The 25337-nt window shown below is 73.2% G+C and carries 23 protein-coding genes; 10 read left to right on the top strand and 13 right to left on the bottom strand.

What is annotated here, in order from left to right:
* Nucleotides 1-1310: AI-2E family transporter (locus tag ACWEQL_RS28720; protein ID WP_452153240.1), on the top strand; the 1310-nt coding region annotated here is incomplete at its 5' end.
* A 100-nt stretch (nucleotides 1311-1410) separates the two neighbouring features.
* Here the strand turns inward: ACWEQL_RS28720 and ACWEQL_RS28725 are convergent.
* Together ACWEQL_RS28725 and ACWEQL_RS28730 are read right to left on the bottom strand one after the other, a co-directional pair.
* Nucleotides 1411-1953 carry an alkyl hydroperoxide reductase gene (locus ACWEQL_RS28725; RefSeq protein WP_452153241.1) on the bottom strand — a complete coding sequence of 181 codons (543 nt, stop codon included), beginning with the start codon at nucleotides 1951-1953 and terminating at the stop codon, nucleotides 1411-1413.
* A 3-nt stretch (nucleotides 1954-1956) separates the two neighbouring features.
* Entirely contained in the window at nucleotides 1957-2508 is a 552-nt protein-coding gene (locus tag ACWEQL_RS28730) for a peroxiredoxin (RefSeq protein ID WP_452153242.1), read from the bottom strand.
* A 194-nt stretch (nucleotides 2509-2702) separates the two neighbouring features.
* Here ACWEQL_RS28730 and ACWEQL_RS28735 point away from each other — a divergent pair, with 194 nt between their 5' ends.
* The gene (locus ACWEQL_RS28735) at nucleotides 2703-3668 is read left to right on the top strand and encodes a LysR substrate-binding domain-containing protein (protein ID WP_452153243.1); all 966 of its coding nucleotides are present in this window, start codon (nucleotides 2703-2705) and stop codon (nucleotides 3666-3668) included.
* Nucleotides 3669-3700: 32 nt separating this feature from the next.
* Here ACWEQL_RS28735 and ACWEQL_RS28740 read toward each other — a convergent pair whose 3' ends face one another.
* Complete coding sequence (locus ACWEQL_RS28740) at nucleotides 3701-4324, bottom strand: TetR/AcrR family transcriptional regulator (RefSeq protein WP_452153244.1); 624 nt, start codon at nucleotides 4322-4324, stop codon at nucleotides 3701-3703.
* Between the two features lie 164 nt (nucleotides 4325-4488).
* On the opposite strand from ACWEQL_RS28740, the gene ACWEQL_RS28745 reads away from it, so the two are divergent.
* The gene (locus ACWEQL_RS28745; protein ID WP_452153245.1) at nucleotides 4489-6771 is read left to right on the top strand and encodes an MMPL family transporter; all 2283 of its coding nucleotides are present in this window, start codon (nucleotides 4489-4491) and stop codon (nucleotides 6769-6771) included.
* A gap of 63 nt (nucleotides 6772-6834) precedes the next feature.
* Here ACWEQL_RS28745 and ACWEQL_RS28750 read toward each other — a convergent pair whose 3' ends face one another.
* The 3 genes from ACWEQL_RS28750 to ACWEQL_RS28760 all read right to left on the bottom strand — a co-directional run bounded on the left by ACWEQL_RS28750 (nucleotide 6835) and on the right by ACWEQL_RS28760 (nucleotide 13229).
* Entirely contained in the window at nucleotides 6835-8802 is a 1968-nt protein-coding gene (locus ACWEQL_RS28750) for a SpoIIE family protein phosphatase (protein WP_452153246.1), read from the bottom strand.
* A 43-nt stretch (nucleotides 8803-8845) separates the two neighbouring features.
* The gene (locus tag ACWEQL_RS28755) at nucleotides 8846-9598 is read right to left on the bottom strand and encodes a class I SAM-dependent methyltransferase (RefSeq protein WP_452153247.1); all 753 of its coding nucleotides are present in this window, start codon (nucleotides 9596-9598) and stop codon (nucleotides 8846-8848) included.
* Between the two features lie 652 nt (nucleotides 9599-10250).
* Complete coding sequence (locus ACWEQL_RS28760; protein WP_452153248.1) at nucleotides 10251-13229, bottom strand: AfsR/SARP family transcriptional regulator; 2979 nt, start codon at nucleotides 13227-13229, stop codon at nucleotides 10251-10253.
* Between the two features lie 216 nt (nucleotides 13230-13445).
* Between ACWEQL_RS28760 and ACWEQL_RS28765 the strand changes: the two genes are divergently transcribed.
* A complete protein-coding gene (locus ACWEQL_RS28765) occupies nucleotides 13446-13700 on the top strand; it encodes a hypothetical protein (RefSeq protein WP_452153249.1) in 255 nt (84 codons plus the stop codon).
* A 69-nt stretch (nucleotides 13701-13769) separates the two neighbouring features.
* Here ACWEQL_RS28765 and ACWEQL_RS28770 read toward each other — a convergent pair whose 3' ends face one another.
* Nucleotides 13770-13982, bottom strand: coding sequence for a hypothetical protein (locus ACWEQL_RS28770; RefSeq protein ID WP_452153250.1), 213 nt, complete (start codon nucleotides 13980-13982; stop codon nucleotides 13770-13772).
* 114 nt (nucleotides 13983-14096) lie between these two features.
* On the opposite strand from ACWEQL_RS28770, the gene ACWEQL_RS28775 reads away from it, so the two are divergent.
* Nucleotides 14097-14864 (top strand): GntR family transcriptional regulator, encoded by a 768-nt coding sequence (locus ACWEQL_RS28775; RefSeq protein WP_452153251.1) that lies wholly within the window; start codon nucleotides 14097-14099, stop codon nucleotides 14862-14864.
* A 91-nt stretch (nucleotides 14865-14955) separates the two neighbouring features.
* Here ACWEQL_RS28775 and ACWEQL_RS28780 read toward each other — a convergent pair whose 3' ends face one another.
* Nucleotides 14956-16623 carry a fumarate hydratase gene (locus ACWEQL_RS28780; RefSeq protein ID WP_452153252.1) on the bottom strand — a complete coding sequence of 556 codons (1668 nt, stop codon included), beginning with the start codon at nucleotides 16621-16623 and terminating at the stop codon, nucleotides 14956-14958.
* A gap of 240 nt (nucleotides 16624-16863) precedes the next feature.
* Here ACWEQL_RS28780 and ACWEQL_RS28785 point away from each other — a divergent pair, with 240 nt between their 5' ends.
* Both ACWEQL_RS28785 and ACWEQL_RS28790 read left to right on the top strand, forming a co-directional pair.
* Nucleotides 16864-17553 carry a DUF1707 SHOCT-like domain-containing protein gene (locus ACWEQL_RS28785; protein WP_452153260.1) on the top strand — a complete coding sequence of 230 codons (690 nt, stop codon included), beginning with the start codon at nucleotides 16864-16866 and terminating at the stop codon, nucleotides 17551-17553.
* A gap of 381 nt (nucleotides 17554-17934) precedes the next feature.
* Nucleotides 17935-18288 (top strand): WhiB family transcriptional regulator, encoded by a 354-nt coding sequence (locus tag ACWEQL_RS28790; RefSeq protein WP_452153261.1) that lies wholly within the window; start codon nucleotides 17935-17937, stop codon nucleotides 18286-18288.
* Between the two features lie 222 nt (nucleotides 18289-18510).
* Here ACWEQL_RS28790 and glpX read toward each other — a convergent pair whose 3' ends face one another.
* Entirely contained in the window at nucleotides 18511-19551 is a 1041-nt protein-coding gene (glpX, locus tag ACWEQL_RS28795) for a class II fructose-bisphosphatase (RefSeq protein WP_452153262.1), read from the bottom strand.
* A gap of 236 nt (nucleotides 19552-19787) precedes the next feature.
* Here glpX and ACWEQL_RS28800 point away from each other — a divergent pair, with 236 nt between their 5' ends.
* Nucleotides 19788-20300 carry a DUF4245 domain-containing protein gene (locus ACWEQL_RS28800; RefSeq protein WP_452153253.1) on the top strand — a complete coding sequence of 171 codons (513 nt, stop codon included), beginning with the start codon at nucleotides 19788-19790 and terminating at the stop codon, nucleotides 20298-20300.
* Nucleotides 20301-20365: 65 nt separating this feature from the next.
* On the opposite strand, the gene ACWEQL_RS28805 is transcribed toward ACWEQL_RS28800, so the two are convergent.
* The 3 genes from ACWEQL_RS28805 to xseA form a co-directional block, all read right to left on the bottom strand.
* Nucleotides 20366-20971 carry a malonic semialdehyde reductase gene (locus ACWEQL_RS28805; protein WP_452153254.1) on the bottom strand — a complete coding sequence of 202 codons (606 nt, stop codon included), beginning with the start codon at nucleotides 20969-20971 and terminating at the stop codon, nucleotides 20366-20368.
* Between the two features lie 160 nt (nucleotides 20972-21131).
* Complete coding sequence (locus ACWEQL_RS28810; protein ID WP_452153255.1) at nucleotides 21132-21380, bottom strand: exodeoxyribonuclease VII small subunit; 249 nt, start codon at nucleotides 21378-21380, stop codon at nucleotides 21132-21134.
* Nucleotides 21381-21421: 41 nt separating this feature from the next.
* A complete protein-coding gene (xseA, locus tag ACWEQL_RS28815) occupies nucleotides 21422-22672 on the bottom strand; it encodes an exodeoxyribonuclease VII large subunit (protein ID WP_452153256.1) in 1251 nt (416 codons plus the stop codon).
* A 237-nt stretch (nucleotides 22673-22909) separates the two neighbouring features.
* Between xseA and ACWEQL_RS28820 the strand changes: the two genes are divergently transcribed.
* Both ACWEQL_RS28820 and ppgK read left to right on the top strand, forming a co-directional pair.
* A complete protein-coding gene (locus ACWEQL_RS28820; RefSeq protein WP_452153257.1) occupies nucleotides 22910-23884 on the top strand; it encodes a 4-hydroxy-3-methylbut-2-enyl diphosphate reductase in 975 nt (324 codons plus the stop codon).
* Nucleotides 23885-24102: 218 nt separating this feature from the next.
* On the top strand, nucleotides 24103-24846 hold the full coding sequence (ppgK, locus tag ACWEQL_RS28825) for a polyphosphate--glucose phosphotransferase (RefSeq protein WP_452153258.1): 744 nt from the start codon (nucleotides 24103-24105) through the stop codon (nucleotides 24844-24846).
* Nucleotides 24847-24889: 43 nt separating this feature from the next.
* Here ppgK and ACWEQL_RS28830 read toward each other — a convergent pair.
* On the bottom strand, nucleotides 24890-25337 hold a 448-nt coding region (locus tag ACWEQL_RS28830), incomplete at its 5' end, for a DUF6542 domain-containing protein (protein ID WP_452153259.1).

Raw genomic sequence — 25337 nt, forward strand, 5'->3', positions numbered from 1 at the left:
CCCCCGCGCCCGTGGTGAACACCGCGACCGTGGTGGACACCGCGCCGCCGGCGCGGCACGTGCCGGCCGCGGACCCGGCCCCCGAGGCGTCCGGGCACCTCCCGCCGCCGCGCGTCGAGGCCCGCCCCGCCCCCGCGCCGTACGTGCCGCAGAGCCGTGAGCTGCACCCCGGTCGCCCCGTCAACCCGGTGGAGGCGGTGCCGTGGGGCCTGCGGGTCGCCGCCGAGTCCACCTGGCGGCTGCTGCTGCTCGGCGCCGGGCTCTACGTGGTCTTCGTGGTCGTCGACATGCTGCGGCTGATGGCCTTCGCGGTCCTCGCCTCGCTGCTGATCTCCGCGCTGCTGGAGCCCACCGTCTCCTGGCTGCGCCGGCGCGGGGTGCCGCGCTCGGTGGCGGCGGCCGGCACCTTCCTGAGCGGGCTCGCCGGCATCGGGCTGGTCGGCTGGTTCGTGGTCTGGCAGGTCACCGCGAACCTCTCCTCCGTCACCGGCCGGGTCCAGGCGGGCGTCGACCGGCTGCGCGACTGGCTGATCACCGGCCCGCTGCACCTGACCCAGCAGCAGATCACCGACTTCGCGAAGCAGATCAGCAGCGCGATCGGCGCCAACTCGGACCAGATCACCTCGGCCGGCCTGACCACCGCGCAGATCGCCGTCGAGGTGCTGACCGCCGTGGCGCTGGCCTTCTTCACCACCTTCTTCTTCCTCTACGACGGTGAGCGGATCTGGAACTGGGCGCTGCGCGGCCTGCCCCGGCAGTCGCGCTACGCGATGGCCGGTGCCGGGCCCAAGGCCTGGGCGACGCTCACCGCGTACGTGCGCGGCACGGTGTTCGTGGCCTTCATCGACGCGCTCTTCATCGGCGTCGGCATCCAGCTGCTCGGCGTGCCGATGGCGCTGCCGCTGGCGGTGATCATCTTCCTGGGCGCGTTCGTCCCGCTGGTCGGCGCGCTGGTCACCGGCACCATCGCGGTGCTGATCGCGATCGTCACCGAGGGGGCGACGACCGCGCTGCTGGTGCTGGTGCTGCTGGTGCTGGTGCAGCAGATCGAGGGTCACGTCCTGCAGCCGCTGATCCTCGGCCGCGCGGTGCGGGTGCACCCGCTGGGCGTGGTGCTCGGCGTCGCCGCGGGCAGCATCATCGGCGGCATCGGGGGCGCGATCGTCGCCGTCCCGCTGATCGCGGTGACCAACACCGTGGTCACCCATCTGCGCCGGCGCAACGAGGCCGGGCAGGAGGTCTTCGTGGCCTTGGCCGACGCCCGGGAGGCCGCCGAACGCAGCGCGGCCGCCCAGGCGCGGGGGCAGTGACGCTCCGGCACCGACGCCCGGCGGGAATCGTCGGACAAGCCCTGAGGCCCCCGCCGGATCGTCCGGCGGGGGCCTCGTCATGACGCGGGGTCGTGGACCGTCAGGCGTCCACGGTGGCCAGGGCGGCCTCGGAGTCGAGGACGCCGGCCACGGCCTGCAGCACGGCGGCGATCTTCATGGAGGCCTGGATGACCTCGCGGTCGACGCCGGCCTTGCGCAGCACGGCCTCGTGCGAGTCCAGGCACTGGCCGCAGCCGTTGATCGCGGAGACCGCGAAGCACCACAGCTCGAAGTCGGCCTTGTCGACGCCGGGGTTGCCGATGATGTTCATCCGCAGCCCGGCCCGCATGCCCGCGTACTCCTTGTCGGAGAGCAGGTGGAGCGTGCGGTAGTAGACGTTGTTCATCCCCATGATCGCGGCCGCGCCCTTGGCGGCCTGGTACGCCTCCGGGGAGAGGTTGGCCCTGGCCTCGGGCTCCAGCTCGCGCAGCACGGTGGTGCTGCGGGTGGCCATCGCGCAGGAGAGCACGGTGCCCCAGAGCTGCTGGGCGGGGAGGTCGGAGTTGCCGATGACCGCGCTCAGGTTGAGCTTGAGGTCCTTGGCGTAGTCCGGCAGCGCGGACTTCAGCTCGTCGAGGGCCATGGGTCAGCCCGCCAGGAGGGCCTGGGCGTCGAGGGTGTCCTCGCCCTTGTTCCAGTTGCACGGGCACAGCTCGTCGGTCTGCAGGGCGTCCAGCACCCGCAGGACCTCCTTGGGGTTACGGCCGACGGAGCCGGCGGTCACCATGACGAACTGGATCTCGTTGTTCGGGTCGACGATGAACACCGCGCGCTGGGCGGTGCCGTCGGCGGCCTCGACGCCGCAGGCGCGCATCAGGTCGTGCTTGATGTCGGCCAGCATCGGGAAGGGCAGGTCGCGCAGGTCCTTGTGGTCCTTGCGCCAGGCGTGGTGCACGAACTCCGAGTCGCCGGAGACGCCGAGGATCTGGGCGTCACGGTCGGCGAACTCCTCGTTCAGCTTGCCGAACGCGGCGATCTCGGTCGGGCAGACGAAGGTGAAGTCCATCGGCCAGAAGAAGACGATCTTCCACTTGCCCTCGTAGGTCTTGTGGTCGATCTCGGCGAAGGCGTTCGCGGCGTCCAGGTCGACGCAGGCGTTGAGTTCGAACTCGGGGAACTTGTCACCGATCGTGAGCACGTTCGCTTCTCCTGATTCGTCAATGCATGAGGGAGTTTGTCCGGATTGCGGACACATCCCACCATTCCACATGGTGGACTGATCAGGGAAATAGCTACACTCGATGTGTCTGATCGGAGAGAGTTATCAATGCCCCTCAGCCCCCCTCCCGGCCCGGTGATCGCGGGCCCGGCGCCCGCAAACCCGGCGGCGCTGTGGTGAACCCCACGGCCCGCGGCACCCGGACGCCCACCGTCGCCCAGCTCAGGGCCTTCGTCGCGGTCGCCGAGCACCGGCACTTCCGGGACGCCGCGGCGGCCACCGGAACCAGTCAGCCCGCCCTGTCCGGGGCGGTGGCCGCGCTGGAGGAGGCGCTGGGCGCGCAGCTGGTCGAGCGTACGACGCGGAAGGTCATCGTCACTCCCCTGGGGGAGCGCGTGCTCGACCACGCGCGCAGGGTGCTGTCCTCGCTGCAGGCCCTCACCGAGGAGGTGGAGGCCGCCCGCCGGCCGTTCACCGGGCCGCTGCACCTGGGCGTCATCCCGACCGTCGCGCCCTACCTGCTGCCGACCGTGCTGCGGCTGGTCCGCGACCGGTACCCGGAGCTGGAGCTGCACGTCCACGAGGAGCGCACGCCCTCGCTGCTGGAGGGGCTGGCCGGCGGGCGGCTGGACGTGCTGCTGCTCGCGCTGCCGGCCGGCGGGAGCTCGCCCACCCGGGACGTCCCGCTGTTCGACGAGGACTTCGTCCTGGTGACCCCGCCCGACCACCCGCTCGCCGGGCGGGCCGACGTGCCGCGCGACGTCCTGCTCGACCTGGACGTGCTGCTGCTGGAGGAGGGCCACTGCCTGCGTGACCAGGCGCTCGACATCTGCCGGGAGGTCGGCGCCGACCCCTCCGGGTCGACCACCCGGGCCGCCGGGCTCTCCACCCTGGTCCAGCTGGTCGCCGGCGGCCTCGGGGTCACCCTGCTGCCCGCCACGGCGCTGGACGTCGAGGCCGGGCGCACCGACCGGCTGGCCGCGGTCCGCTTCGCGCACCCGGCCCCGGGCCGCCGGATCGGCCTGGCGACCCGCCCGGGCTCGGCCCGCGGCGCCGAGTACGACCGCTTCGCCGCCTCGCTGCGCGAGGTGCTGGCGGAGCTGCCGGTGCGGATCGTCCCGGGCGGACAGGAGCGGTGAGCGGTAAGCGGTAAGAGGGGAGGGGCGGCGGGTCAGGCCGGGGCGTCGAGGCAGAGGCCGATGGAGGTGGCGACCAGCAGGTCCAGGGCCCGCTCGGTCCCCGGGTCCTGCGCCGCGTCCGGTTCCTGCGGTTCCAGCATCAGGTGGCGCTTGCACAGGCCGTCGAACCCGGCCAGGAAGTACACCGCGATCTCCGTCGCGGGCCGGGCCAGTTCCAGTCCGTGGGTCCGGGCGAGGCTGAGCAGGATCTCGGCCGCGACCTTCTCGATCTCGTGCTGGAGCGCGCACATGATCTCCCGCAGCCCCGGGTCGCGCAGCGCCAGCGTCTCGAACTCCGCCAGCAGGATGCAGCGGCCCGGCTCGTTCACCGCGCCCGCCCACAGGGCCCGGGTGAGCGCCCGCATCTGCGCCTCGAACGGCCCGCTCTCGGGGAACGCCTCCCACACCTGGCCGATGAAGTCGGCGGTCAGCTGCTCGACGACGGCCCGGTAGAGGTCCTTCTTCGTCCCGAAGGTGTAGTGGACGGTCGCCTGCGCCACGCCCAGTTCGGCCGCGATGGCCCGGGTGGAACCGGCGGCCACGCCCTCGCGGGCCATCAGCTCGATGGCGGCCTGGATCAGCTGGGGACGTCTTTCGGAGGCGGGGACATGAGCCATACGGCCAGGGTAGCGCTCCAGTCGACCGATCATGTCAGTCGATCCTGTCGCCTGACTTTGTCAGGTGAACAACTTCGGCGTACGGTGAGGGGGACCCGTTCGGGGGGCGTCCGCGGCCGCCTGCCCGACCACCGTCTGCCCGACCACCGAGCGAAGGCATCCACATGGCCACGTACCTGTATCGCCTGGGCCGCTACTGCTACGACCGGCGAAGGGCGGTCCTGGCCGTCTGGCTCGCCGTCCTGATCGCCTGCGGGGGCCTCGCCGGCGCCTTCGCCGGAAAGACCAGCGACGAGTTCAAGGTCCCCGGCACCGAGGCCCAGGCCACCCTCGACCGCATCAAGGGCACCTTCCCGGCCCAGGACCACGGCTCCGCCCAGGTCGTCTTCGCCGCGGGCGCCCCCGGCGGCCTCGCCGCCGCCGACACCCGGCAGGCCGTCGAGCAGGCGGTCGCCCGGATCGCCGCCACCCCCGGCGTCGCCGCCGCCCCCGACCCCTTCGCCACCGGCGCGCTCTCACCGGACGGCCGGACCGCCATCGCCCTGGTGGAGTTCGACCGCACCCTCGCCGAGGTCACCGACGCCCAGCGCGACGCGCTGAAGGACGCCGTCGGCCCCGCCCGCTCGGCCGGACTCACGGTCGCCTTCGGCGGCGACGCGTACAACCGGATGGCGCAGGTCGACGGCGGTGAGGCGATCGGCCTGGCGGTCGCCGGCCTGGTGCTGCTGATCACCCTGGGCACCCTGGTCTCGGCCGGGCTGCCGCTGCTCACCGCGCTGGTCGGCGTCGGGGTGGCGATGGCCGGACTGCTGGCGCTCTCCGGCTCGTTCGAGATCATCACCACCGCGCCCGTGCTGGCCCTGATGGTCGGCCTCGCGGTCGGCATCGACTACGCCCTGTTCATCGTCTCCCGCCACCGCCGCAACCTCGCCGAGGGCCTGGAACCCGACGAGGCGGCGGCCCGCGCCAACGCCACGGCCGGCAGCGCGGTGGTCTTCGCCGGGCTCACCGTGGTGGTCGCCCTCGCCGGACTCGCCGTCGCCGGCGTGCCGTTCCTGACCGTCATGGGCCTGGCCGCCTCCGGCGCGGTGGTCGTCGCGGTCCTGGTCGCCATCACCCTGCTGCCCGCGCTGCTCGGCTTCGCCGGCCGCGGCATCGACCGGCTGCCGGTGTGGCGGCGCGCGCTGCGGGCCGGTGACTCCGCGGCCGGCTCCGGCACCACCATGGGCGAGCGCTGGGCCCGCTTCGTCGTCCGCCGCCCGCTGGCCGTCCTGCTGGCCGGCCTCACCGCGCTCACCGCGCTGGCGCTGCCCGCCGCGAGCCTCAGCCTCGGCCTGCCCGGCGGCGGCTCGCAGGCCGCGGGCACCGACGCCCGCGAGGCGTACGACCTGGTCGGCGAGGGCTTCGGCCCCGGCTTCAACGCCCCGCTGGTCGTGGTGGTCGACGCCGGGAACTCCCCGCAGCCCGACCGGGCCGTCCAGACGGTCGCCGAGCGGCTGACCGGCCTCAAGGGCGTGCGGACCCTGCTGCCGCCCGCCGTCGACGGGCCCAGCCGCACCGCGCTGCTCACCGTCATCCCGCGCACCGGCCCGGACGAGGACGCCACCAAGGACCTGGTCAACGACATCCGCGACCAGCGCGAGGACCTGCGCTCCGCCACCGGCGCCCGGATCGACGTCACCGGCACCACGGCCGCCAACATCGACGTCTCCACCAAGCTCGGCCAGGCCCTGCCCCCGTTCGTCGCGGTGATCGTCGGCATCGCGCTGGTGCTGCTGGCGCTGGCCTTCCGCTCGATCCTGGTGCCGCTCAAGGCGGTGGCCGGATTCCTGCTCTCCATCCTCGCCTCGCTCGGCGCCGTGGTCGCGGTCTACCAGTGGGGCTGGCTGGACGGCGTGATCGACGTGCCCAAGGTCGGCCCGGTGGTCAGCTTCGTGCCGATCCTGCTGATCGGCGTGCTGTTCGGGCTGGCCATGGACTACGAGCTGTTCCTGGTCTCCGGGATGAAGGAGCACTACGTGCACGGCGCCGGGGCCCGCGAGGCCGTGGTCGCCGGGGTGCGGGGCGGCGCCCGGGTGGTCACCGCCGCCGCGCTGATCATGATCTCGGTCTTCGGCAGCTTCGTCTTCGGCCACGACCCGATCGTCCAGCCGATCGGCTTCGCCCTGGCGATCGGCGTGTTCGTGGACGCCTTCGTGGTGCGGATGGCGCTCGTCCCGGCCGCGATGACGCTGTTCGGCAAGGCGGCCTGGTGGTTCCCGAAGAGCCTGGAGCGGATCGTGCCCCGGGTCGACATGGAGGGCGAGCAGCTGATGGCCCGACTGGCGGCCGGAACGGCGGCCCCGGGCGTGAAGGACCCCGCAGCGAAGGACCCCGCAGCGAAGGGCTCCGCACCGAAGGACCCCGTCTCCGAGGAGACCGCCTCGAAGGAGGGCGCCGGGGTCTGACCCCGGACGCGCGCCGGCGACGGTACGGCCGTGGGACCCCGGGAGTCCGGGGCCCCACGGTCGTCACGGCAGCCGCTGCTCGAACCAGACCACCTTGCCCGTACCGAGCCGGGTGGCCCCCCAGCGGTCGGCGCACCTGGCCACGATCTGCAGCCCCCGCCCCCGCTCGTCCTCCGGGCCGGTGCGGCGCGGACGCGGCAGCAGCGGACTGTCGTCGCCGACCTCGCAGCGCAGCCGGGTGGTGCGCACCAGGCTCAGGGTGATCGGCCGGTTGGCGTGCTGCACCGCGTTGGTCACCAGCTCGCTGACCATCAACTCGGTGGCCTCGCTGAGGTGTTCCAGCCCCCAGCGGCGCAGGGTGTGGGCCGCGAGCCGACGGGCCCGCCCCGGGGTCTCGTTGCGCGGCTGGAGGTACCAGTGGGCGACGTCCCCGGCCGGGATCCCGTCGAAGCAGGCCGCGAGCAGCGCGATGTCGTCCCCCCGGTCACCGGGCGGCAGGATGCGCAGCGCGTCCTGGCACAGGTGCTCGGGGGAGTGCCGGTGGGCGTGCTCCAGCCGGGCCCGCAGCAGCTCCAGGCCCTCGCCGAGCGGACGGTTGCGGGTCTCCACCAGCCCGTCGGTGAACAGCAGCAGCGCCGAGCCCGGCGGCGCGGGCAGCTCGACCGAGGAGAAGTCCACCCCGCCCACCCCGATCGGCGCGCCCGCCTCCAGCTCCAGCAGCTCGGCCCGGCCGTCCGGCTGGACCATGACCGGCGGCACGTGCCCGGCGTTGGCCAGCACGATGCGGTTGGCGATCGGGTCGTACACCGCGAACACGCAGGTGGCCAGGTGCTGTTCGCGGCCGAGCCGCTGCGCCTGCTCGTCCAGGTGGTAGAGCACCTCGTGCGGCGGCAGGTCGAGCGCGGCCAGGGTCTGGGCGCTGGTGCGCAGCTGGCCCATGATGGCGGCCGAGGTGAGCGAGTGGCCCATCACGTCACCGACGATCAGCGCCACCCGGTTGCCGGGCAGCGGTACGGCGTCGTACCAGTCGCCGCCGACCTGGGCGCCGCGCTCGCCGGGCAGGTAGCGCTGGGCGAGGCGGACGCCGTGGCTCTGCGGGAGGCGCAACGGCAGCATGCTGCGCTGGAGTTCGTTGGCGATCTCCCACTCGCGGGCGTACCGCAGGGCGGTGTCCACGGCGAGGCCCGCCTGGGTGGCGAGGTGGGCGGCGGTGGCGGTGTCGGCCGCGTCGAACGGGCCGCGGGCGGAGCGTCCGGGGCGCCCGGAGGGCCGGCGGATCAGGACCAGCAGGCCGAGGACGGCCCGGCGCCCCCGCAGCGGCAGCGCCAGCACCGAGCTGCCGGGGGCGAGCCGGGCCAGTCCGCGGGCGCCGTACAGCTCGCGCAGCAGGGTGAGGGTGCGGCCGGCCGCCGGTGTGCCGGGCTCGCCGATCACCGCGGGTTCGGCGGGACTGCGGCTGAGCAGGGCGTGGGCGAGCGCCCCGCCGCGGTTGATCGGGGTGGCGGGCCCGTCGTCGGCGGTGGAGCGGGAGCCGTACCGGGTGCCGTAGCGGGAGGAGCGGCCGTCGCCGCCGGTGCCGGTCCGACCGCGGCGGCCGAGCCGGGTGCCGTGGCTGTGGTGGATGCGCAGCTCGGCCGGGAACCCGGGCTCGCGCTCGACCTTGGGCAGCGGGTCGCGCAGGTGCACCACGGCGGCGTCGGCCAGGGCCGGGACCAGCACCCGGCAGACGTTGCGCAGGGTGGCGGCGAGGTCGAGGGCGCTGTTGATCCGCCGGGTGGCCTCGTCGAGGTACGTCAGCCGCTCGGCGAGCCGCCGGGGCGCGGCGGGGTCGGGCGCGGCGGCCCCGGACCCGGTGGCCTGGTGCGATGGGTCCCCGTACGCGGTGTCCTCGTGGGATGGGTCCCCGTACGTGGTGTCCTCGTGGGATGGGTCCCCGTACGTGGTGTCCTCGTACGGGGGGCCCGGCGGTGGGCGGCGCTGGGGCGGCACGGCAGGCGGCTGCTCGGCCGGGGGTTTGAGCTGGTCGCGCACGGCTGCTGCCTGTCCTGGGAGTCCGGAATGGGGGTGGTCGGTGTCAGCCGGCGCGCCGACAGCACAGGAACAGCTGCTCCTCCGGGGGCAGCGAGGTGCTGGCCGGCGCGTACGAGTGCCCGGACCGCTCCTCGACCGTGAACCCGGCCTCCGTCAGCACCCGTTCGAGGTCCTCGCGGAGGTAGCCGCTGATCCGCAGCTCGGTGCCCAGGAAGGGCAGCGGCACGTGGTCGAGGTCCGCCTCGACCATGCCGAGCATCAGCAGTCCGCCGGGGCGCAGCAGCCGGTGGAGCCGGGTGAGGACGACGGGGATCTCGTCCTGGGGGAGCAGGATCAGCGAGAAGAACGCGGTGACGGCGTCCAGGCCGCCCGCCCCCGCCGGGCCCAGGCCGGGCAGGTTCCAGGCCCGGGCGGCCCGCTCGGTGGCGAGGTCGTACATGTCGATCCGGTGGAAGGCGGGGGCGTACGGGCCTCGGTACCGCTCGGCGCGGGCGAGGCGCAGCATCCCGTCGGAGAGGTCGATCCCGGTGACGCGCAGCCCGCCCAGGGTCAGCTGGCGCACGGTCGGGTCGCCGGTGCCGCAGCCGATGTCCAGCACGCGGGCGCCCGGCTCCAGCGCGGCGAGCAGCCGGCGCCCGCAGGCCAGCTGCCCGTCCTTGGCGGGGAACGCCTCGCCGTACCCGGCGCCGATGGTGTCGAACGCGACGGCCTGCAGGGCGCGTTCGGCCCGGCGACGCAGGACGTCGGTGTCGTCCTCACCGACCGGCGTCGGGTCGGATATCTGTCCGGTCGTCACGATAGAGAGGCACCCTTCCACCCTGGCCTCCGGTCGGCTGACCGGGCTGGACGAGGCCGCCGGCCCGCCGCCGCTCCGGCGCCCGCGCCGCCCCGCCGGCCCGCTGCCGGTGGCGGTCCGTCACGCTCTCCGCGTCACGCTGACTGAGTCGTCACGCCTGACTGCCGACCGCGTGCTGAGACTGCACCCTGACTGTATCTCTGACCGTTCTCGGTCATTCGATCCGTACGGAGACACTCTGCCCTGAACAGGCGCCATCGCGCTGCCGTTTGGCCGGACAAGTCAGTGGTGCACTCGTGTGTGTACTGGCATCCGAGAATATGCGTGATCACTGCGCCGTGGGGTCCCTTTCCGGCCAACTCGCGTCGCTTGCGACGATGTGGCCCGGGTTGCGGAAGCACGCCGGTGCGGGCCGGGGGAGCGCGAACGGGCCGCGCACGCCGCGCAGCACGCCGATCACAGCTCGCTGACCTGCGGTTCTTCCGCTGTCCTGGATGCGTCGGGCCCGTCGATCCGCCGTTTATCGAACGTCAATCGGCGGCGTGCACGATGGAGTCCAGCGCCGGGGAAGCGTTGAGGGTGCTCCCGCAGCCGGGGGGCTGCGGGAGCACCGGACGCACAGGGGGTGGGTCTCCCGTCGGGGGACGGAGACTCACGGCGCAGGGGGAGAGGAGAGGGGCTCGGTGTGCTGTCGGGAGATGAGGTCCGCCACGGGGGAGGCCTCCGGCACACCGAGCCGGGTGAAGATCACATGGGCCTCCTGCAGACACGCCAGCCCGCGCGCCGGCTGGGCGAGGTGGAGCAGCGCCTCACCCAGGGCCGCGTTCGCCAGGCCCTGGCAGTACGCGGAGTCCATCTCCTGTCCGATCGCCAGTGATTCACCGGCCGTCTCCGCCGCCTCGGCCTGCCGGCCCGAGGCCAGTAGCGAGGGAGCGAGCCGGGCGAGGGTGTAACCCTCCCAGAGCCGGTTCTGCTGGGACTGGTACAGCCCGTGTGCCTCACGCAGGTGCTCCGCCGCCCGGCCCGGCGCGCTGGTCGACGCCAGCACCACGCCCAGTTGGTACAGGGTGTCGGCCAGGCAGGGGCCGTTCTTGGACGCGCGCGCGGTGGCCACCGCATCGGTGACCGACTGGATCGCCGTTTCGGTGTGCCCGAGCCGGTGCTGTGCCCGCGCGATGTTGCCGAGCAGCCGTGCCTCGCTGACGGATGCTCCCATCGACCGGCTGATCGCGAGTGCCTGCTCGAAGAAGGGGATGGACTCAGCCGGGCGGTTGGCGATACTGAGGATGATCGCCAGGGTGTTGGCAGCGGCGGAGCGCAGGCTCGTGATGTCGTCGGCGCCCTGCAGATCGAGGCTCGCCCGCAGCGAGTGCTCCGCCCCGTGGAAGTCGCCGGTGACCGACTGGAGGGTGCCGAGCGCGAAGTGCACGCGTGCTAGTGCGGCGGGGTCGTCCGCGGAGCGGGTGTTCCGGTCCACAGTCTCCAATGCGCGGCGCACGCGGGGCCCGTGGGTCGGGTCCTCGCTCAGACTGTTCAGCAGGATCAGCAGGTCGACGGCAGGCCGCCGCAGTCCGCTGGGTCCGTGAACGGCCGACTCGACCGCGCTGAGCAGGAACGACACCTCGGTCCGCAACCAGGTTCGCGCGGACTGGCTGGTCGGCAGGTCGAGGCCGGTGGAGTTCGGCGGATTGAGCGGTTCGGGCAACTGATCGTCGGGCTCGATCGCCCGTGCCGCGTTGCGGACCGTGGGCAGCAGCAGGTCCAGCAGACGTTGGACCGCCGACTGCTGTTCGACGGTGTCGCCCATGCGCTCGTTCTGCCGCTGTGCGTACAGCCGGAGCAGGTCGTGGTAGCGGTAGCGGCCGGGGGTGAAGCACTCCAGCATGTTGGCCTCGACGAGCGCCTCGGCGAGGTCCTCGGCGGAGCGCTCGTCGGCGCCCAGAAGCGCGGCCACGGCCGGCAGTGGGAGGTCCGGGGAGTCCACCAGGGAGAGCAGCCGGAAGGCGCGGGCCTCTGCTGGCGAGAGCTGCCCATAGCCGAGGCCGATTGTGGTCTCCACCGCGAGATTGCCGAGCTGGAGCTCATCCAGGCGCCGGCGCTGGTCGGCTAAGCGGCGGGCGAGGTCCGAGACGCTCCAGCGCGGCCTGCTGGCCAGCCGGGCGGCGGCGATCCGGACGGCGAGCGGCAGGAAGCCACAGGCGGTGACGACCGCCATGGCGGCCTCGGCCTCGGCCGTGACCCGTTGATCGCCGACGATGGCCGAGAAGAGCGCCAGCGCCTCCTTCGGAGTCAGCTCCTCGACGTCCACCAAGTGTGCGCCGGGGATGCCGGCCAACCGCGAGCGGCTGGTGGCCAGCACGGCACAGCCGGACACCCCGGGGATCAGCGGTTGCAACTGCTGGGCGTCCTGGGCGTTGTCCAACAGGATCAGCATCCGACGCCCGGCCAGCAGTGAGCGGTAGAGCGCCGATCGCTGTTCCAGCGAGTCTGGTGTCTCGGTGACTCCGAGGGCGTGCAGGAAGTCGCCGAGGACCACGGCGGGGTCGGCCGGCGTGGCGCCGGCACCGCGCAGGTCGACGTAGAGCTGGCCGTCGGGGAATTCCGCCCGTACCCGGTGAGCCACGTGCACGGCGAGGGTGGTCTTGCCGACACCGCCGATCCCGGCCAGCGAGGTCACGACCACAGCCTGGCCCTGGGCGCTCTTCAGTACCGACGTCAGTTCCGCCACGAGTTCACCTCGGCCGCTGAAGTCAGATACATCGGCCGGGAGTTGTGCGGGAGCCGGGGTTTGAACAGCGGCCTCTTCGCGAGTGCCGCCGACTGCGGAGGTCGCAGGCGGCGCGAGCGTCGGGTCGGCGGCCAGGATGCGGGAGTGCATGGAGCTGAGCCCGGCTCCGGGCTCGACACCGAGTTCGTCGATGAGCAGTTTGCGGGTGTCGGTGTAGACGCCGAGCGCTTCTGCCTGGCGGCCGCATCGGTAGAGCGCCAGCATCAGCAGCTCCCGGAGCCGCTCGCGCAGTGGGTGCTCGGCAGTGAGCGAGCTCAACTCGCCGACCATCTCGGCGTGCAGGCCGATCTCCAGGGCCGCGGCACAGCGCTCCTCGGCGACCGTGACGTGGCGTTCCGCCAGCCGGATCCGCTGGGTCTCGGCGTACGGCCCCGGTACGCCGGTCAGCGGCTTGCCGCTCCACATGGCCAGCGCGTCGACGAGGAGCCTGTGCGCCTTGCGGGCCTCGCCGGAGGCCCTGGCGGCGGCGGCCTCGGCGAAGCGGCTCTCGAACACCGACATGTCGAGGGCGTCGGCCGGGATTCGGAGCGCGTACCCGTCGCTGATCGAGACCAGCAGCTCGGCCGGAGTGCGGAGCTCACGCCGTGGTTCGATGACGGACCGCAGTCGTGAGATGTACGTTCGAAGGGCCGCGATGGCCTGGGTGGGCGGCCGGTCTCCCCAGAGTCCGTCGACGAGGTCCTGGGTGGTGACCGGGCGTCCCGCGTGCAGCAGGAGGGCGGTCAGGACGGCCTGTTGCTGTGGTGAGCCGAGGGAGAGCGGTTTGCCGTCGAGCCAGGCCTGGACGGGGCCGAGCACCTGGAAACGCAGCGCTGGAGGTGGCGGCGATTCCCGAAGCTCCATGAAGTCCCCCGATAGCCGGTGATGTCGAGTGCGTGCAGGGGTGCTCAGCGGTCGCCGTGGTGGCCCCTCAGCTTAGGGCGGAAGCTGAATCTGCCGGGCGCGATCGCAAGCCTTGCGATGTTTATCGGACATTTAATCAACCCTACGATACTGTCCGCGCGCCCGCGCCAAGCCGGACGGGCTGACGACCTCTGATGACCGAAAGGCGGCTGCCCCATGGCCAACAACGAGAACGAGGCCGCTGTGTCGGCCGCTGGGATCCAGTCCGACACTGCGGCGGCTGAGGCAGGCTCAGCCGTCGAGAACGCTGTTGTCGCGTCCCCCGAGCAGGGCGAGTACGCCGCGCCGACCGCCGACCAGCAGGCGGACATCGAGGACGACCTCTTCGGCGGAGAGTCCGACCGTCTGGTCGAGCCCGAGGGCGAGGACGGCCCGTACGAGCCGCAGGGCATCATCGCCAACCACCCGTAGTCGGCGGACCCGAGCGCCCCGTACCCCGCTTCGCGGGTGCGGGGCGCTCGCCATTTCCGTGTGCACGGGTCAGCCGTGGCCGGATTCGACTGCGCTGCCCTCCGGGAGGGGGGCAAGGTGGCCGGGGGCGGCGGTCCACTCGCGGCCGCCGCCGGGTGGCCGCAGGTAGTGCTCGCCGCCGATGGTGTCCATGTAGATGCCGATGCGGCCGGTCCGGCGGTCGTGGACCGGTTCCCCCGCGCGCGGGCGGTAGGGCGCGGCCCTGTGCTCTCGGATGCTCACCGCGCTGCTCCTCGCTCTTTGTACCGATCTGTACGGGCGACTACCCAGCATCTCTAGAGAAGCTAATATCTCTAGAGATGTCAACGGTGGGGTCACGGCGGAAGGGGCTGGACGATGGCCGGAAGCAGGGGCGGCAGGGACGGCGGGCAGCCCAAGTACCAGCGGATCGCCGACACGCTGAGGGAGGCGGTCGACACCGGCGAGTACCGGGCCGGTGACCGGCTGCCCGGCGAGAACGACCTGATGGAGAAGTACGGCGTCGCCCGGATGACCGCCCGTCAGGCGCTCGGCGTGCTGCAGAGCGAGGGCATCGCCGAAGCCCGCCGGGGTGCGGGCGTGTTCGTCCGGGAGTTTCGGCCGTTGCGCCGGCGCGGGATCCAGCGGCTGGCGCAGGGGCAGTGGGGGTCGGGGCGGTCGATATGGTCGGCCGACATCGACAACCGCACCCTGGTGGTGGACCAGGTCTCGGTCACCGAGGAGGGCGCCCCCGAGCACGTGGCTCGGGTGCTCGGCGTGGAGCCGGGCGAGCCGATGTGCGTGCGCCACCGCCGCTTCGTGCTGGACGGCAAGCCGGTGCTGCTCTCCACCTCCTACCTGCCGGCCGTCCTGGTCGCCGGCACCGCGATCACCCGGGAGGACACCGGGCCCGGCGGTACGTACGCCCGCCTCGCCGAGATCGGCGCCAAGCCGATGCACTTCCGCGAGGAGGTGCGCTCCCGGATGCCGGTCGCCGAGGAGGCCGCCCGGCTGGACCTCTCCACGGGCACCCCGGTGATCGTCATCGTCCGCACCGCCTTCGCCGAGGAGGGCCAGGTGGTGGAGCTCAACGAGATGACCCTCGACGCCGCCTCCTACGTCCTGGAGTACGACTTCGACGCGTGAGCGCGTCAGCGCGTGAACACACGCCCGCCCCGGTCGCGCGGGTGCGCGGCCGGGGCGGGCGGTGGGGCGGCGGGGGCGTCACACAGCGCGGCTACTCCTTGGAGCGGACGCGGAGGTTGGTGATCAGCGGGCCCTCGGTGGTCTCGCGGAAGAAGTCGTTGCCCTTGTCGTCGACGACGATGAAGGCGGGGAAGTCCTCGACCTCGATGCGCCAGACGGCCTCCATGCCGAGCTCGGCGTATTCCAGGACCTCGACCTTCTTGATGCAGTCCTGGGCGAGGCGGGCGGCGGGGCCGCCGATGGAGCCGAGGTAGAAGCCGCCGTGGGCGGCGCAGGCGTCGGTGACCTGCTTGCTGCGGTTGCCCTTGGCGAGCATGACCATCGAGCCGCCGGCGGCCTGGAACTGGTCGACGTAGGAGTCCATCCGGCCGGCGGTGGTCGGGCCGAAGGAGCCGGAGGCGTAGCCCTCGGGGGTCTTGGCCGGGCCCGCGTAGTAGACCGGGTGGTCCTGGAGGTACTTGGGCATGCCCTCGCCGGCGTCCAGGCGCTCCTTGATCTTGGCGTGGGCGATGTCGCGGGCGACGACCAGGGTGCCGGTGAGCGAGAGCCGGGTCTTCACCGGGTACTTGGAGAGCTCGTTGCGGATCGCCGACATCGGCTGGTCGAGGTCGATGCGGACAACGTCGTCGTCGAGGTGCTCGTCGGTGGTGTCCGGCAGGTACCTGGCCGGGTCGGTCTCCAGCTGCTCCAGGAAGACGCCCTCGGCGGTGATCTTGCCGAGCGCCTGGCGGTCGGCGGAGCAGGAGACGGCCATCGCGACCGGCAGCGAGGCGCCGTGGCGCGGCAGGCGCACCACGCGCACGTCGTGGCAGAAGTACTTGCCGCCGAACTGGGCGCCGATGCCGATCTTCTGGGTCAGCTCGGTGACCTTGGCCTCCAGCTCGAGGTCCCGGAAGCCGTGGCCGGTCTTCGCGTCGCCCGCGGTCGGCAGGTGGTCGAGGTAGTGCGCGGAGGCGTACTTGGCGGTCTTGAGCGCGAACTCGGCGCTGGTGCCGCCGATCACGATGGCCAGGTGGTACGGCGGGCAGGCCGCGGTGCCGAGCGAGCGGATCTTCTGCTCCAGGAACGAGAGCATGCTCGCCTCGTTCAGGATCGCCTTGGTCTCCTGGTACAGGTACGACTTGTTGGCCGAGCCGCCGCCCTTGGCCATGAAGAGGAACTTGTACGCGTCGCCGTCGGTCGCGTAGAGCTCGATCTGCGCCGGCAGGTTGTTGCCGGTGTTCTTCTCGTCCCAGGTGGTCACCGGGGCCATCTGGGAGTAGCGCAGGTTGAGCCTGGTGTACGCGTCGTACACGCCGCGCGCGATGGCGGACTCGTCGCCGCCGGAGGTCAGCACGTTCTGGCCGCGCTTGCCCATGACGATGGCGGTGCCGGTGTCCTGGCACATCGGGAGGATGCCGCCGGCCGAGATGTTGACGTTCTTCAGCAGGTCCAGCGCCACGAAGCGGTCGTTGGGGCTGGCCTCCGGGTCGTCCAGGATGCGGCGCAGCTGGGCGAGGTGGGCCGGGCGCAGGTAGTGCGAGATGTCGTGCATCGCCTCGGCGGTGAGCAGCCGCAGGGCCTCGGGCTCGACCTGGAGGAAGGTGCGGCCGCCGGCCTCGAAGGTGGAGACGCCCTCGGAGGTGAGCTTGCGGTACGGGGTCGGGTCGGCGCCCAGCGGGAGCAGGTCGCTGTACTCGAAGTCTGGCGTGGGAGCCATGTGAGGAGGTCCTTAGTGTTCCAGTGTTCCGGCTGCGTCGGCGAAGCACCCTCGGCGAAGCGCCCTCAAGGGCACCCTCCAGGGTAGGACCCGGCGAATCGCCGCACGCGGACAGGTGAGCCTGCGTGACCAGGGTCACTCAAACGTGCGTACGGGACTTGCCGTGATGGCTAGGCTGGGGCCGTGGAGAACTCGCCGTCTGAGGACGACCAGGGACAGCAGGGGCAGCCGCCCGTACCGATGACCAAGCCCACCACTCCCGCCCCGCGGACCGCGGCGGGCCACGCCCCGGTGGCGGAGGCCGAGATGCGGGCGTCCGACGCCGACCGGGAGCGGGTCGCGGAGCTGCTGCGCGACGCCTACGCCGAGGGCCGGCTGGACGTGGAGGAGCACGCGGAGCGCATCGAGGCCGCGTACAAGGCGAAGACCATGGGCGAACTCGTGCCGCTCACCCGGGATCTGCCCGCCCACCGGTCGGTCTCCTTCGAGAAGTCCCCGCTGGACGGGGAGCGTCCGCGCCAGACCGCGCCGCAGCCGCCGGCCCGGCAGGAGGCGCCGACCATGGTGGCGGTCTTCGGCGGGGCGTCGCGCAAGGGCCGCTGGCGGGTGGGCTCGCACCTGAAGGCGGTGGCGATCTTCGGCGGGGTCGAGATCGACCTGACCGACGCGGTCTTCGAGTCGCCCGAGGTGGTGATCGAGGTGGCCGCGGTGTTCGGCGGCGTGGACATCAAGGTGCCGGAGAACGTGAGCCTGCACGGCGGCGGCGTCGGCATCTTCGGCGGCTTCGACGTCAAGGAGCAGACGGCGGCCGACCCCTACGCCCCGGTGGTGCGGGTCAAGGGGGCCGCGGTGTTCGGCGGCTGCGAGGCGCGGCCGCGCCGGGGCAAGAAGCTCAAGGAGTGGGTGCGCAAGCAGCTCGGCGCCGACTGACGGCACGTGACGCCGCCGAGGGCGCGGAACGCGCGCGCGGACGCCCGGCGGGGGTAACTCCCCGCCGGGCGTCCGTCGTTGGGAGGGGCGGCGGCCGGGCCCCGGCGGCACTCCGGGGGTCGTCGGGTGCACTGCGTAGCCGGTTGCGTGCAGTGTGCATGAATCGCGGCGGGGCGGGGTAATTCCTCTCGCACATCGCTTCTCGTACGGCTGTGACACCGGAGGCGGCCTGCGGCCGGCCCGGGGGGTGAAGTGACGCGCGGGGGCCGCAGCCGGCAGGGGAGCGTGCCTTCCCCCGTGTCCGAGTGCCTCGTCAGGAGTCCGGCCGTGCTGCATCCGATCGAGTCCCGCACCACACGTCCCGTCGCCGCCGCCCAGTTGCTGGCGCGCACCCCGGACGTGCCGACCCCGACGCCCTCGCAGCCGTACGGGGACGACAACCCGTGGCACACGGGGGCGGCCTGCCGGCGGGACGAGGTGGGGTTGTTCTTCGCGCCGTCCAAGGAGCCGACGGCGGCCCGGCTGTCGCGCGAGGAGCAGGCCAAGCAGGTCTGTGCGCGCTGCCCGGTGCTGCTGGAGTGCCGGGAGCACGCGCTGGCGCAGCCGGAGCCGTACGGGGTGTGGGGCGGGCTGACGGCGGCGGAGCGCCGGGTGGTGCTGGCCCGTCGGCGGCGCCGGGACGCGGAGCTGCGCGAGCCGGCGGCGCGGGTGACCGGGGCCCGGATCGCGGGCTGAGCGAGGCGGTCGCAGCGGTCGGAGCGGTCGGAGAGGCGGTCCCGGCCGGCGGCCCGGGCAGCGTGCCGGTGCGGCCGGGAAGGCCTGGTGCGACCGTGTGCCGTCCGTGTGCCGTCCGTGTGCCGTCCACGTACGGGCGGGCCGGGGAACACGGACGCGGCCCCGGCGGAGGGGGATTCCGCCGAAGCCGCGTCCGATCGGTGAACTACCGGTGGATCCGGGTCAGTTGGCGCGGTCGAAGTCGATCGCGCTGTACGCCCGCAGCTTGGACAGCTTGTGGGTGGAGTGGATCTCCCGGATGGTGCCGCTCTTGGAGCGCATCACCAGCGAGCTGGTGGTGGCGGTCTCCGAGCGGTAGTGGACGCCGCGCAGCAGCTCGCCGTCGGTGATGCCGGTGGCGACGAAGAACACGTTCTCGCCGCTGACCAGGTCGTTGGTGGTCAGCACGCGGTCCAGGTCGTGGCCGGCGTCGATGGCCTTCTGGCGCTCGGCGTCGTCCTTGGGCCACAGCCGGCCCTGGATGACGCCGCCCATGCACTTCATGGCGCAGGCCGCGATGATGCCCTCCGGCGTGCCGCCGACGCCCATCAGCAGGTCGACGCCGGTGCCCTCGCGGGCGGCCATGATGGCGCCGGCGACGTCGCCGTCGGAGATGAACTTGATCCGGGCGCCGGCCTCGCGGATCTCCTTGACCAGACCCTCGTGGCGCGGGCGGTCGAGGATGACCACGGTGACGTCCTCGACGGCGCTGCCCTTGGCCTTGGCGACCCGGCGGATGTTGACGGCCGGCGGGGCGGTGATGTCGACGAACTCGGCGGCCTCCGGGCCGGCGACGAGCTTGTCCATGTAGAACACCGCGCTGGGGTCGAACATGGTGCCGCGGTCGGCGACCGCCAGGACGGCGACCGCGTTGTTCATGCCCTTGGCGGTCAGGGTGGTGCCGTCGACCGGGTCCACCGCGACGTCGCACTCGGCGCCGGTGCCGTCGCCGACCCGCTCGCCGTTGTAGAGCATCGGGGCTTCGTCCTTCTCGCCCTCGCCGATGACGACCACGCCGTTCATCGAGACGGTCGAGACGAGGGTGCGCATCGCCTTGACTGCGGCGCCGTCCGCGCCGTTCTTGTCACCGCGGCCGACCCAGCGGCCGGCGGCCATGGCCGCCGCCTCGGTGACGCGGACGAGCTCGAGCGCGAGGTTCCGGTCCGGAGCCTCCGGAGCCACCTCGAGGGATCGAGGCAGGCTGTGAGGGTACTGGGTGGTCATCGTCGTTACCTCTCTGTACGCGACGGCCAGTGAGCGCCCGACTACTGCCTGGTCGAACGCCGTGGTGAGGGTCATGCGATCGTATCCGCCCTCCGGAGGGCTGTCTGTGGCGCGGGTCGCCACCCGGCGGCGGTAGCGGCCGGTTTGCCCTGGTTCACCCGTCCGTGGGCACCCCGGGTGTCGGCGTCGGCGTGCGGATGGGTCACCATGAGGGGGTGGCAGCAGACAGCAGAGGCATGAGGGGCCGGCAGACGGTACGGGACATGGTCCTGTCGATGCTGGCGGTCGGTGTCGTGGTCGGGATCGGCTACCTGTTCCTCCCCCATGACGCGGACGGCGACGGCGTGCACGCCAAGGAGTACCGGGTGGAGGCGGCGACCGCGCGGCGGGCCGCGCCGTACCCGCTGCTCTCCCCGGAGGGCCTGTCCGACAAGTGGCGGGCCACCTCGGTGCGCTACGTCCCGCCGCCCGGCGGCAAGGGCGTGGCCCAGTGGCACCTGGGCTTCGTGACCCCGTCCGGCCAGTACGCGGCGGTCGAGCAGAGCGACGCGGCCCGCGACGACGTGCTCGCCGCGAAGGTGGCCGGCGGCAGGCCGGACGGCAGCTCGGAGGTCGGCGGCCGGACCTGGGAGCGCCTGCAGGGCACCAAGGCCCGCGCGCTCGCCACCCAGAGCGGCACCGCCACCACGCTGGTCACCGGCACCGCCTCGTACGAGGAGCTGGCCGAGCTGGCCGCCGCGCTGAAGTAGTCCGCACGCGCGAGGGGCCCCGGCCGGGTGATCGGCCGGGGCCCCTCGCGCGGGTGCCGTCCGGGTCAGACGGAGGTGACGACCTCGTCGTAGGCCAGGCGCGGCGAACGGGCGAACCAGGCGTCCTCGCCCGGCTTGCCGATGTTCACCACGGCCAGCACCGAGTGCTCGCCGTCGGCGAAGAACTCCTTGTCGATGCCCGCGGCGTCGTAGCCGGTCATCGGGCCCGCGGCCAGGCCGGCGGCGCGCACGCCGATGATGAAGTAGCCGGCCTGCAGGGCGCCGTTCATCAGGGCGGAGGACTCGCGGACCGGACGCTCGGTGAAGAAGAGGTCCTTGGCCTGCGGGAAGTGCGGCAGCAGGGTCGGCAGCTCGTGGTGGAACTCGTTGTCCACGGCCAGCACGGCGACCAGCGGGGCGGCGGCGGTCTTGGCCTTGTTGCCGTCGGACATGTGCCGGACCAGGCGCTCGCGGGCCTCGTCGGAGCGGACCAGGACGACGCGCAGCGGCTGCTGGTTGAAGGCGGTCGGGCCGAACTTCACCAGGTCGTAGATCGCCTGGACCTGCTCGTCGGTGACCGGCTCGTCGGTGAAGGTGTTGGCGGTGTGGGCCTCGCGGAACAGCAGGTCCTGGGCGGCGGCGTCGAGGACCAGGGCGTCGTTGGCGGTCATGCTGTGCACCTCATGGGGAACGGGGGGTTCGGGGGGATCGGCCGGGGTCGATCACCCGTTCCCAACATGGGTGAAGGTTCAACTGTTCCGCGTTCAACTGTGACCTGCGTCACGCGGCCTGCGTCACGCGACCCCGGGGTCGCGGTGCGGCCCGGCCGGGTCAGCCCTCCGTGGTCCGCTCCTCGGCGGCCAGCGCCGCGTCCAGCCGGACCCGGGCGCCGTCCAGCCAGCGCTGGCAGACCTTCGCCAGCTGCTCGCCGCGCTCCCACAGCGCCAGCGACTCCTCCAGGGACGTCCCGCCGTTCTCCAGCTGCCGGACGACCTCCAGCAGCGCGTCCCGGGCGTGCTCGTAGCCCAGGGCGTCGTCCGGGGTCCGCGGCGCCTCCACCTGCTCCTGCTGCTCAGCCATGGCAGCCAGCGTAGGGGGTGGGACCGACAGGCCGCCCGGGCCTACGCGTCGCCGTCCGCGGTGGCCTGCTCCGCGGTGGCCCCGCCGCCGTCCGCCGTGACCTCGAAGGAGCCGCCCGCCACCCGGGCGTGCAGCGCCTCGCCCGCCGTGACCTGGGCCGGGTCGGTGACCACCGCGCCGTCCGCCCGCTGGAGCACCGCGTAGCCGCGCTCCAGGGTGGCGGCCGGGGAGAGCGCCACGACCCGGGCCAGGGTGTGCCCGAGGTCGGTCTGCGCGTGGTCCAGCCGGTGGCCGAGGGTGCGCCGGGCCCGCTCCAGCAGCCCCTCCACCTCGTGCGTCCGCCCGTCCAGCAGCCGGTGCGGGGCGGCCAGCACCGGGCGGCTGCGCACCCCGTCCAGGCCGTGCTGCTCGCGCTCCACCCGGGCGAGCACGTGGCGGCGGGCGCGGTCGCGCAGCTGCCGGACCTTCGCCAGCTCCTCGCCGACGTCCGGAACCACCCGTTTGGCGGCGTCGGTGGGCGTGGAGGCGCGCAGGTCGGCGACGAAGTCCAGCAGCGGCTGGTCCGGCTCGTGCCCGATCGCGCTGACCACCGGCGTCCGGGCGGCCGCGACCAGCCGGACCAGGCCCTCGTCGGAGAAGGGCAGCAGGTCCTCCACGCTGCCGCCGCCCCGGGCCACGATGATCACGTCCACCTCGGGGTGCTCGTCCAGCTCCCGGACGGCCGCGCTCACCCGCTCCACCGCGCTGACGCCCTGCACCGGCACGTTGCGCACCTCGAAGCGGACGGCCGGCCAGCGCCGCCGGGCGTTCTCCAGCACGTCCCGTTCGGCCGCCGAGTCCCGCCCGGTGACCAGGCCGACGCACTGCGGCAGGAACGGCAGCGGCCGCTTGCGCTCCGCGTCGAACAGCCCCTCCCCGCCCAGGCGCCGCTTCAGCTGCTCCAGCCGGGCCAGCAGCTCGCCCAGTCCGACCAGCCGGATCTCCGCCGCACGCAGCGACAGCTGTCCGCGCGCCGCGTACCACTCCGGTTTGGCGTGCACGATCACCCGCGAGCCCTCCCGCACCGCGTCGGCGACCTGGTCGAAGACCGAGCGGAAGCAGGTGACCGTCAGCGACACGTCCTGCTGCGGGTCGCGCAGGGTCAGGAAGACCACGCCCGCGCCCGGCCGCCGGCTGAGCTGGGTGATCTGCCCCTCCACCCAGACCGCGCCGAGCCGCTCGACCCACCCGCCGATCAGCGCGGACACCTTGCCGACCGGGAGCGGCGCTTCGGGGGAGCTGGGATTCGCCATGGGTAGAGGCTAGCGGCGGCCGCCGACAGGGGCGGCCCCCCCCCGGAAGGCCGGCCCCGCCGACCCCACCACCGTCCGCACCACCGGCCCCCGCCGCCGGGTCGCGCCGGCCGGGCCGCGCCACGGCGCCCCGGCGCCGTTCCGTTCGTACGGGCCCGGATCCGATCGGCCCTGACGCCCGCGCGACCGGAGGTGCCGTCCGTCGGCGCGGCGCCGCGGCGCCCTTACGATGGAGCCATGTCCAACACCGCACAGCGCCGTGTCCTGCTCGCCGCCCCCCGGGGTTACTGCGCGGGCGTCGACCGCGCCGTGATCGCCGTCGAGAAGGCCCTGGAGCAGTACGGGGCGCCGATCTACGTCCGCAAGCAGATCGTCCACAACAAGTACGTGGTGCAGACCCTGGAGAAGAAGGGCGCGATCTTCGTCGACGAGACGGAGGAGGTGCCCGAGGGCTCGATCGTGGTCTTCTCCGCGCACGGTGTCGCCCCGTCCGTCCACGACGAGGCCCGGGCCGGCAAGCTCGCCACCGTCGACGCCACCTGCCCGCTGGTCACCAAGGTCCACAAGGAGGCGAAGCGCTTCGCCGAGGAGGACTTCGACATCCTGCTGGTGGGCCACGAGGGCCACGAGGAGGTCATCGGCACGATGGGCGAGGCCCCGGACCGCATCCACCTGGTGGACGGTGCCGAGGACGTGGCCGGCGTCCAGGTGCGCGACGAGTCCAAGGTCGTCTGGCTCTCCCAGACCACCCTGTCGGTGGACGAGACCATGGCCACCGTCGGCGAGCTGAAGAAGCGCTTCCCGTTGCTGGTCAGCCCGCCCAGCGACGACATCTGCTACGCCACCCAGAACCGCCAGGTGGCCGTGAAGCAGCTGGCCGACGAGACCGACCTGCTGATCGTGGTCGGCTCCAAGAACTCCTCCAACTCGGTGCGCCTGGTCGAGGTCGGCCTGGAGTACGGCGCCAAGGCCGCCCACCTGGTGGACTTCGCCGACGAGATCCAGGAGTCCTGGCTGGAGGGCGTCACCACGGTCGGTCTGACCAGCGGCGCCTCGGTGCCGGAGATCCTGGTCGACGAGGTGCTCGCCTGGCTGGCCGAGCGCGGCTACGCGGACGTCGAGACCGTCAAGACCGCCGAGGAGCACCTGACCTTCTCGCTGCCCAAGGAGCTGCGCCGCGACCTGCGCGCCGAGGCCGCGGGCAAGCTGTAACCCACAGGCACCGGACGCCCGGCCCTCCCTCGGGGGGCCGGGCGTCCGCGTGCCGGGGCACGGACACCGGTGGCGTGGGGGGTGCTGACGCCGGTGGTGCCGGGGCACCGACGCGGCGCCTCCTCCGTGCGCGGCCGGGCATGCTCTCGTAGTTTTGTGCACAGGCTGTGGACAACGCGGTGGCGCACGGCCCCGCGGCGCGACGGAGGGCGATCGGGATGACGACGGTTTTCGGTGTGGACATCGGCGGCTCGGGCATCAAGGGCGCCCCCGTCGACCTCGCCCGGGGCACGCTGGCCCAGGAGCGGCACAAGGTCCTCACCCCGCAGCCCTCGGCGCCCGAGGCCGTGGTCGCCGCCGTCCGCGAGGTGGTCCGCCACTTCGACCACCAGGGCCCGGTCGGTCTGACCTTCCCCGGCGTGGTCGTCGACGGGCACACCAGAACCGCCGCCAACGTGGACAAGGGCTGGATCGGCCTGGACGCCGCCGGACTGTTCCGCGAGGCGCTGGACCTGCCCGCCGTGGTGCTCAACGACGCGGACGCGGCCGGCCTCGCCGAGACCGCGTTCGGCGCGGCCCGCGGCCAGCACGGCGTCACCCTGGTGCTCACCTTCGGCACCGGCATCGGCAGCGCCCTGTTCGTGGACGGCGCGCTGGTGCCCAACACCGAGCTGGGCCACCTCGAACTGCGCGGCAAGGACGCGGAGCGCCGGGCCTCCTCGGCCGCCAGGGAGCGGCACGGGCTGAGCTGGGAGCAGTGGGCCGACCGGGTGGACGAGTACCTGGACCTGGTGGAGCGGCTGTTCTCGCCCCAGCTGATCGTGATCGGTGGCGGGGTGAGCCGCAAGCACGAGAAGTTCCTGCCGCGGCTGCGCGAGCGCGAGGCCCGGATCGTCCCGGCGGGCCTGCTCAACGACGCGGGCATCGTCGGCGCGGCCATGGCGGCGGCGCAGGGGTCCTGAGGCGGGGCCGGCGGGCCCTGGCCCTCGGTCGACCGACGGTGACTCAGCGTGAGCGGTGGATCCGGCGCTGCGCCACGAAGCGGGCGGCGACGATCACGACCGCGAGGCCGGTGCCGGAGAACAGCCAGCCGGCCCGCAGGGCCAGGCCCGTCGCCAGCGCCACCACGTGGGCGGTGAGACCGGGGGAGGAGACCGGGTCCAGCAGGAGCAGCGCGACCGCGAAGGCGATCGGGCCGCTGATCGGGGCGGCCAGCAGGTCGGCGAAGCGGACCCGGGCGGCCAGCTGGAAGCAGACGGCCAGGTAGCCGATCCCGAACAGCACGCCGAGCCCGCCGAAGACCGCCCGGTCCACGGCCGCCACCGCGAGGGTCGCCGCCACGGCGGCCACCCCGGTGCCCACCGCGGTCAGCCGGGTCGGTCGGCCGCCGCCGCGCGGGGGCTCCCCGCCGCCCGGGCCGTGCAGCGGCAGGCGCAGCCGCCGTCGGCCCGCG

Source organism: Kitasatospora sp. NPDC004240, from assembly GCF_053603215.1.

Bases quoted from the DNA above. Each gene is read 5' to 3' on its own strand.
- ACWEQL_RS28805 (WP_452153254.1), bottom strand. From the start codon at position 20,971: ATGACCGCCAACGACGCCCTGGTCCTCGACGCCGCCGCCCAGGACCTG.
- ACWEQL_RS28725 (WP_452153241.1), bottom strand. From the start codon at position 1,953: ATGGCCCTCGACGAGCTGAAGTCCGCGCTGCCGGACTACGCCAAGGAC.
- ACWEQL_RS28785 (WP_452153260.1), top strand. From the start codon at position 16,864: ATGACCAAGCCCACCACTCCCGCCCCGCGGACCGCGGCGGGCCACGCC.
- ACWEQL_RS28745 (WP_452153245.1), top strand. From the start codon at position 4,489: ATGGCCACGTACCTGTATCGCCTGGGCCGCTACTGCTACGACCGGCGA.
- ACWEQL_RS28760 (WP_452153248.1), bottom strand. From the start codon at position 13,229: ATGGAGCTTCGGGAATCGCCGCCACCTCCAGCGCTGCGTTTCCAGGTG.
- ACWEQL_RS28780 (WP_452153252.1), bottom strand. From the start codon at position 16,623: ATGGCTCCCACGCCAGACTTCGAGTACAGCGACCTGCTCCCGCTGGGC.
- ACWEQL_RS28765 (WP_452153249.1), top strand. From the start codon at position 13,446: ATGGCCAACAACGAGAACGAGGCCGCTGTGTCGGCCGCTGGGATCCAG.
- xseA (WP_452153256.1), bottom strand. From the start codon at position 22,672: ATGGCGAATCCCAGCTCCCCCGAAGCGCCGCTCCCGGTCGGCAAGGTG.
- ppgK (WP_452153258.1), top strand. From the start codon at position 24,103: ATGACGACGGTTTTCGGTGTGGACATCGGCGGCTCGGGCATCAAGGGC.
- ACWEQL_RS28810 (WP_452153255.1), bottom strand. From the start codon at position 21,380: ATGGCTGAGCAGCAGGAGCAGGTGGAGGCGCCGCGGACCCCGGACGAC.
- ACWEQL_RS28800 (WP_452153253.1), top strand. From the start codon at position 19,788: ATGAGGGGCCGGCAGACGGTACGGGACATGGTCCTGTCGATGCTGGCG.
- ACWEQL_RS28740 (WP_452153244.1), bottom strand. From the start codon at position 4,324: ATGGCTCATGTCCCCGCCTCCGAAAGACGTCCCCAGCTGATCCAGGCC.
- ACWEQL_RS28820 (WP_452153257.1), top strand. From the start codon at position 22,910: ATGTCCAACACCGCACAGCGCCGTGTCCTGCTCGCCGCCCCCCGGGGT.
- glpX (WP_452153262.1), bottom strand. From the start codon at position 19,551: ATGACCACCCAGTACCCTCACAGCCTGCCTCGATCCCTCGAGGTGGCT.
- ACWEQL_RS28775 (WP_452153251.1), top strand. From the start codon at position 14,097: ATGGCCGGAAGCAGGGGCGGCAGGGACGGCGGGCAGCCCAAGTACCAG.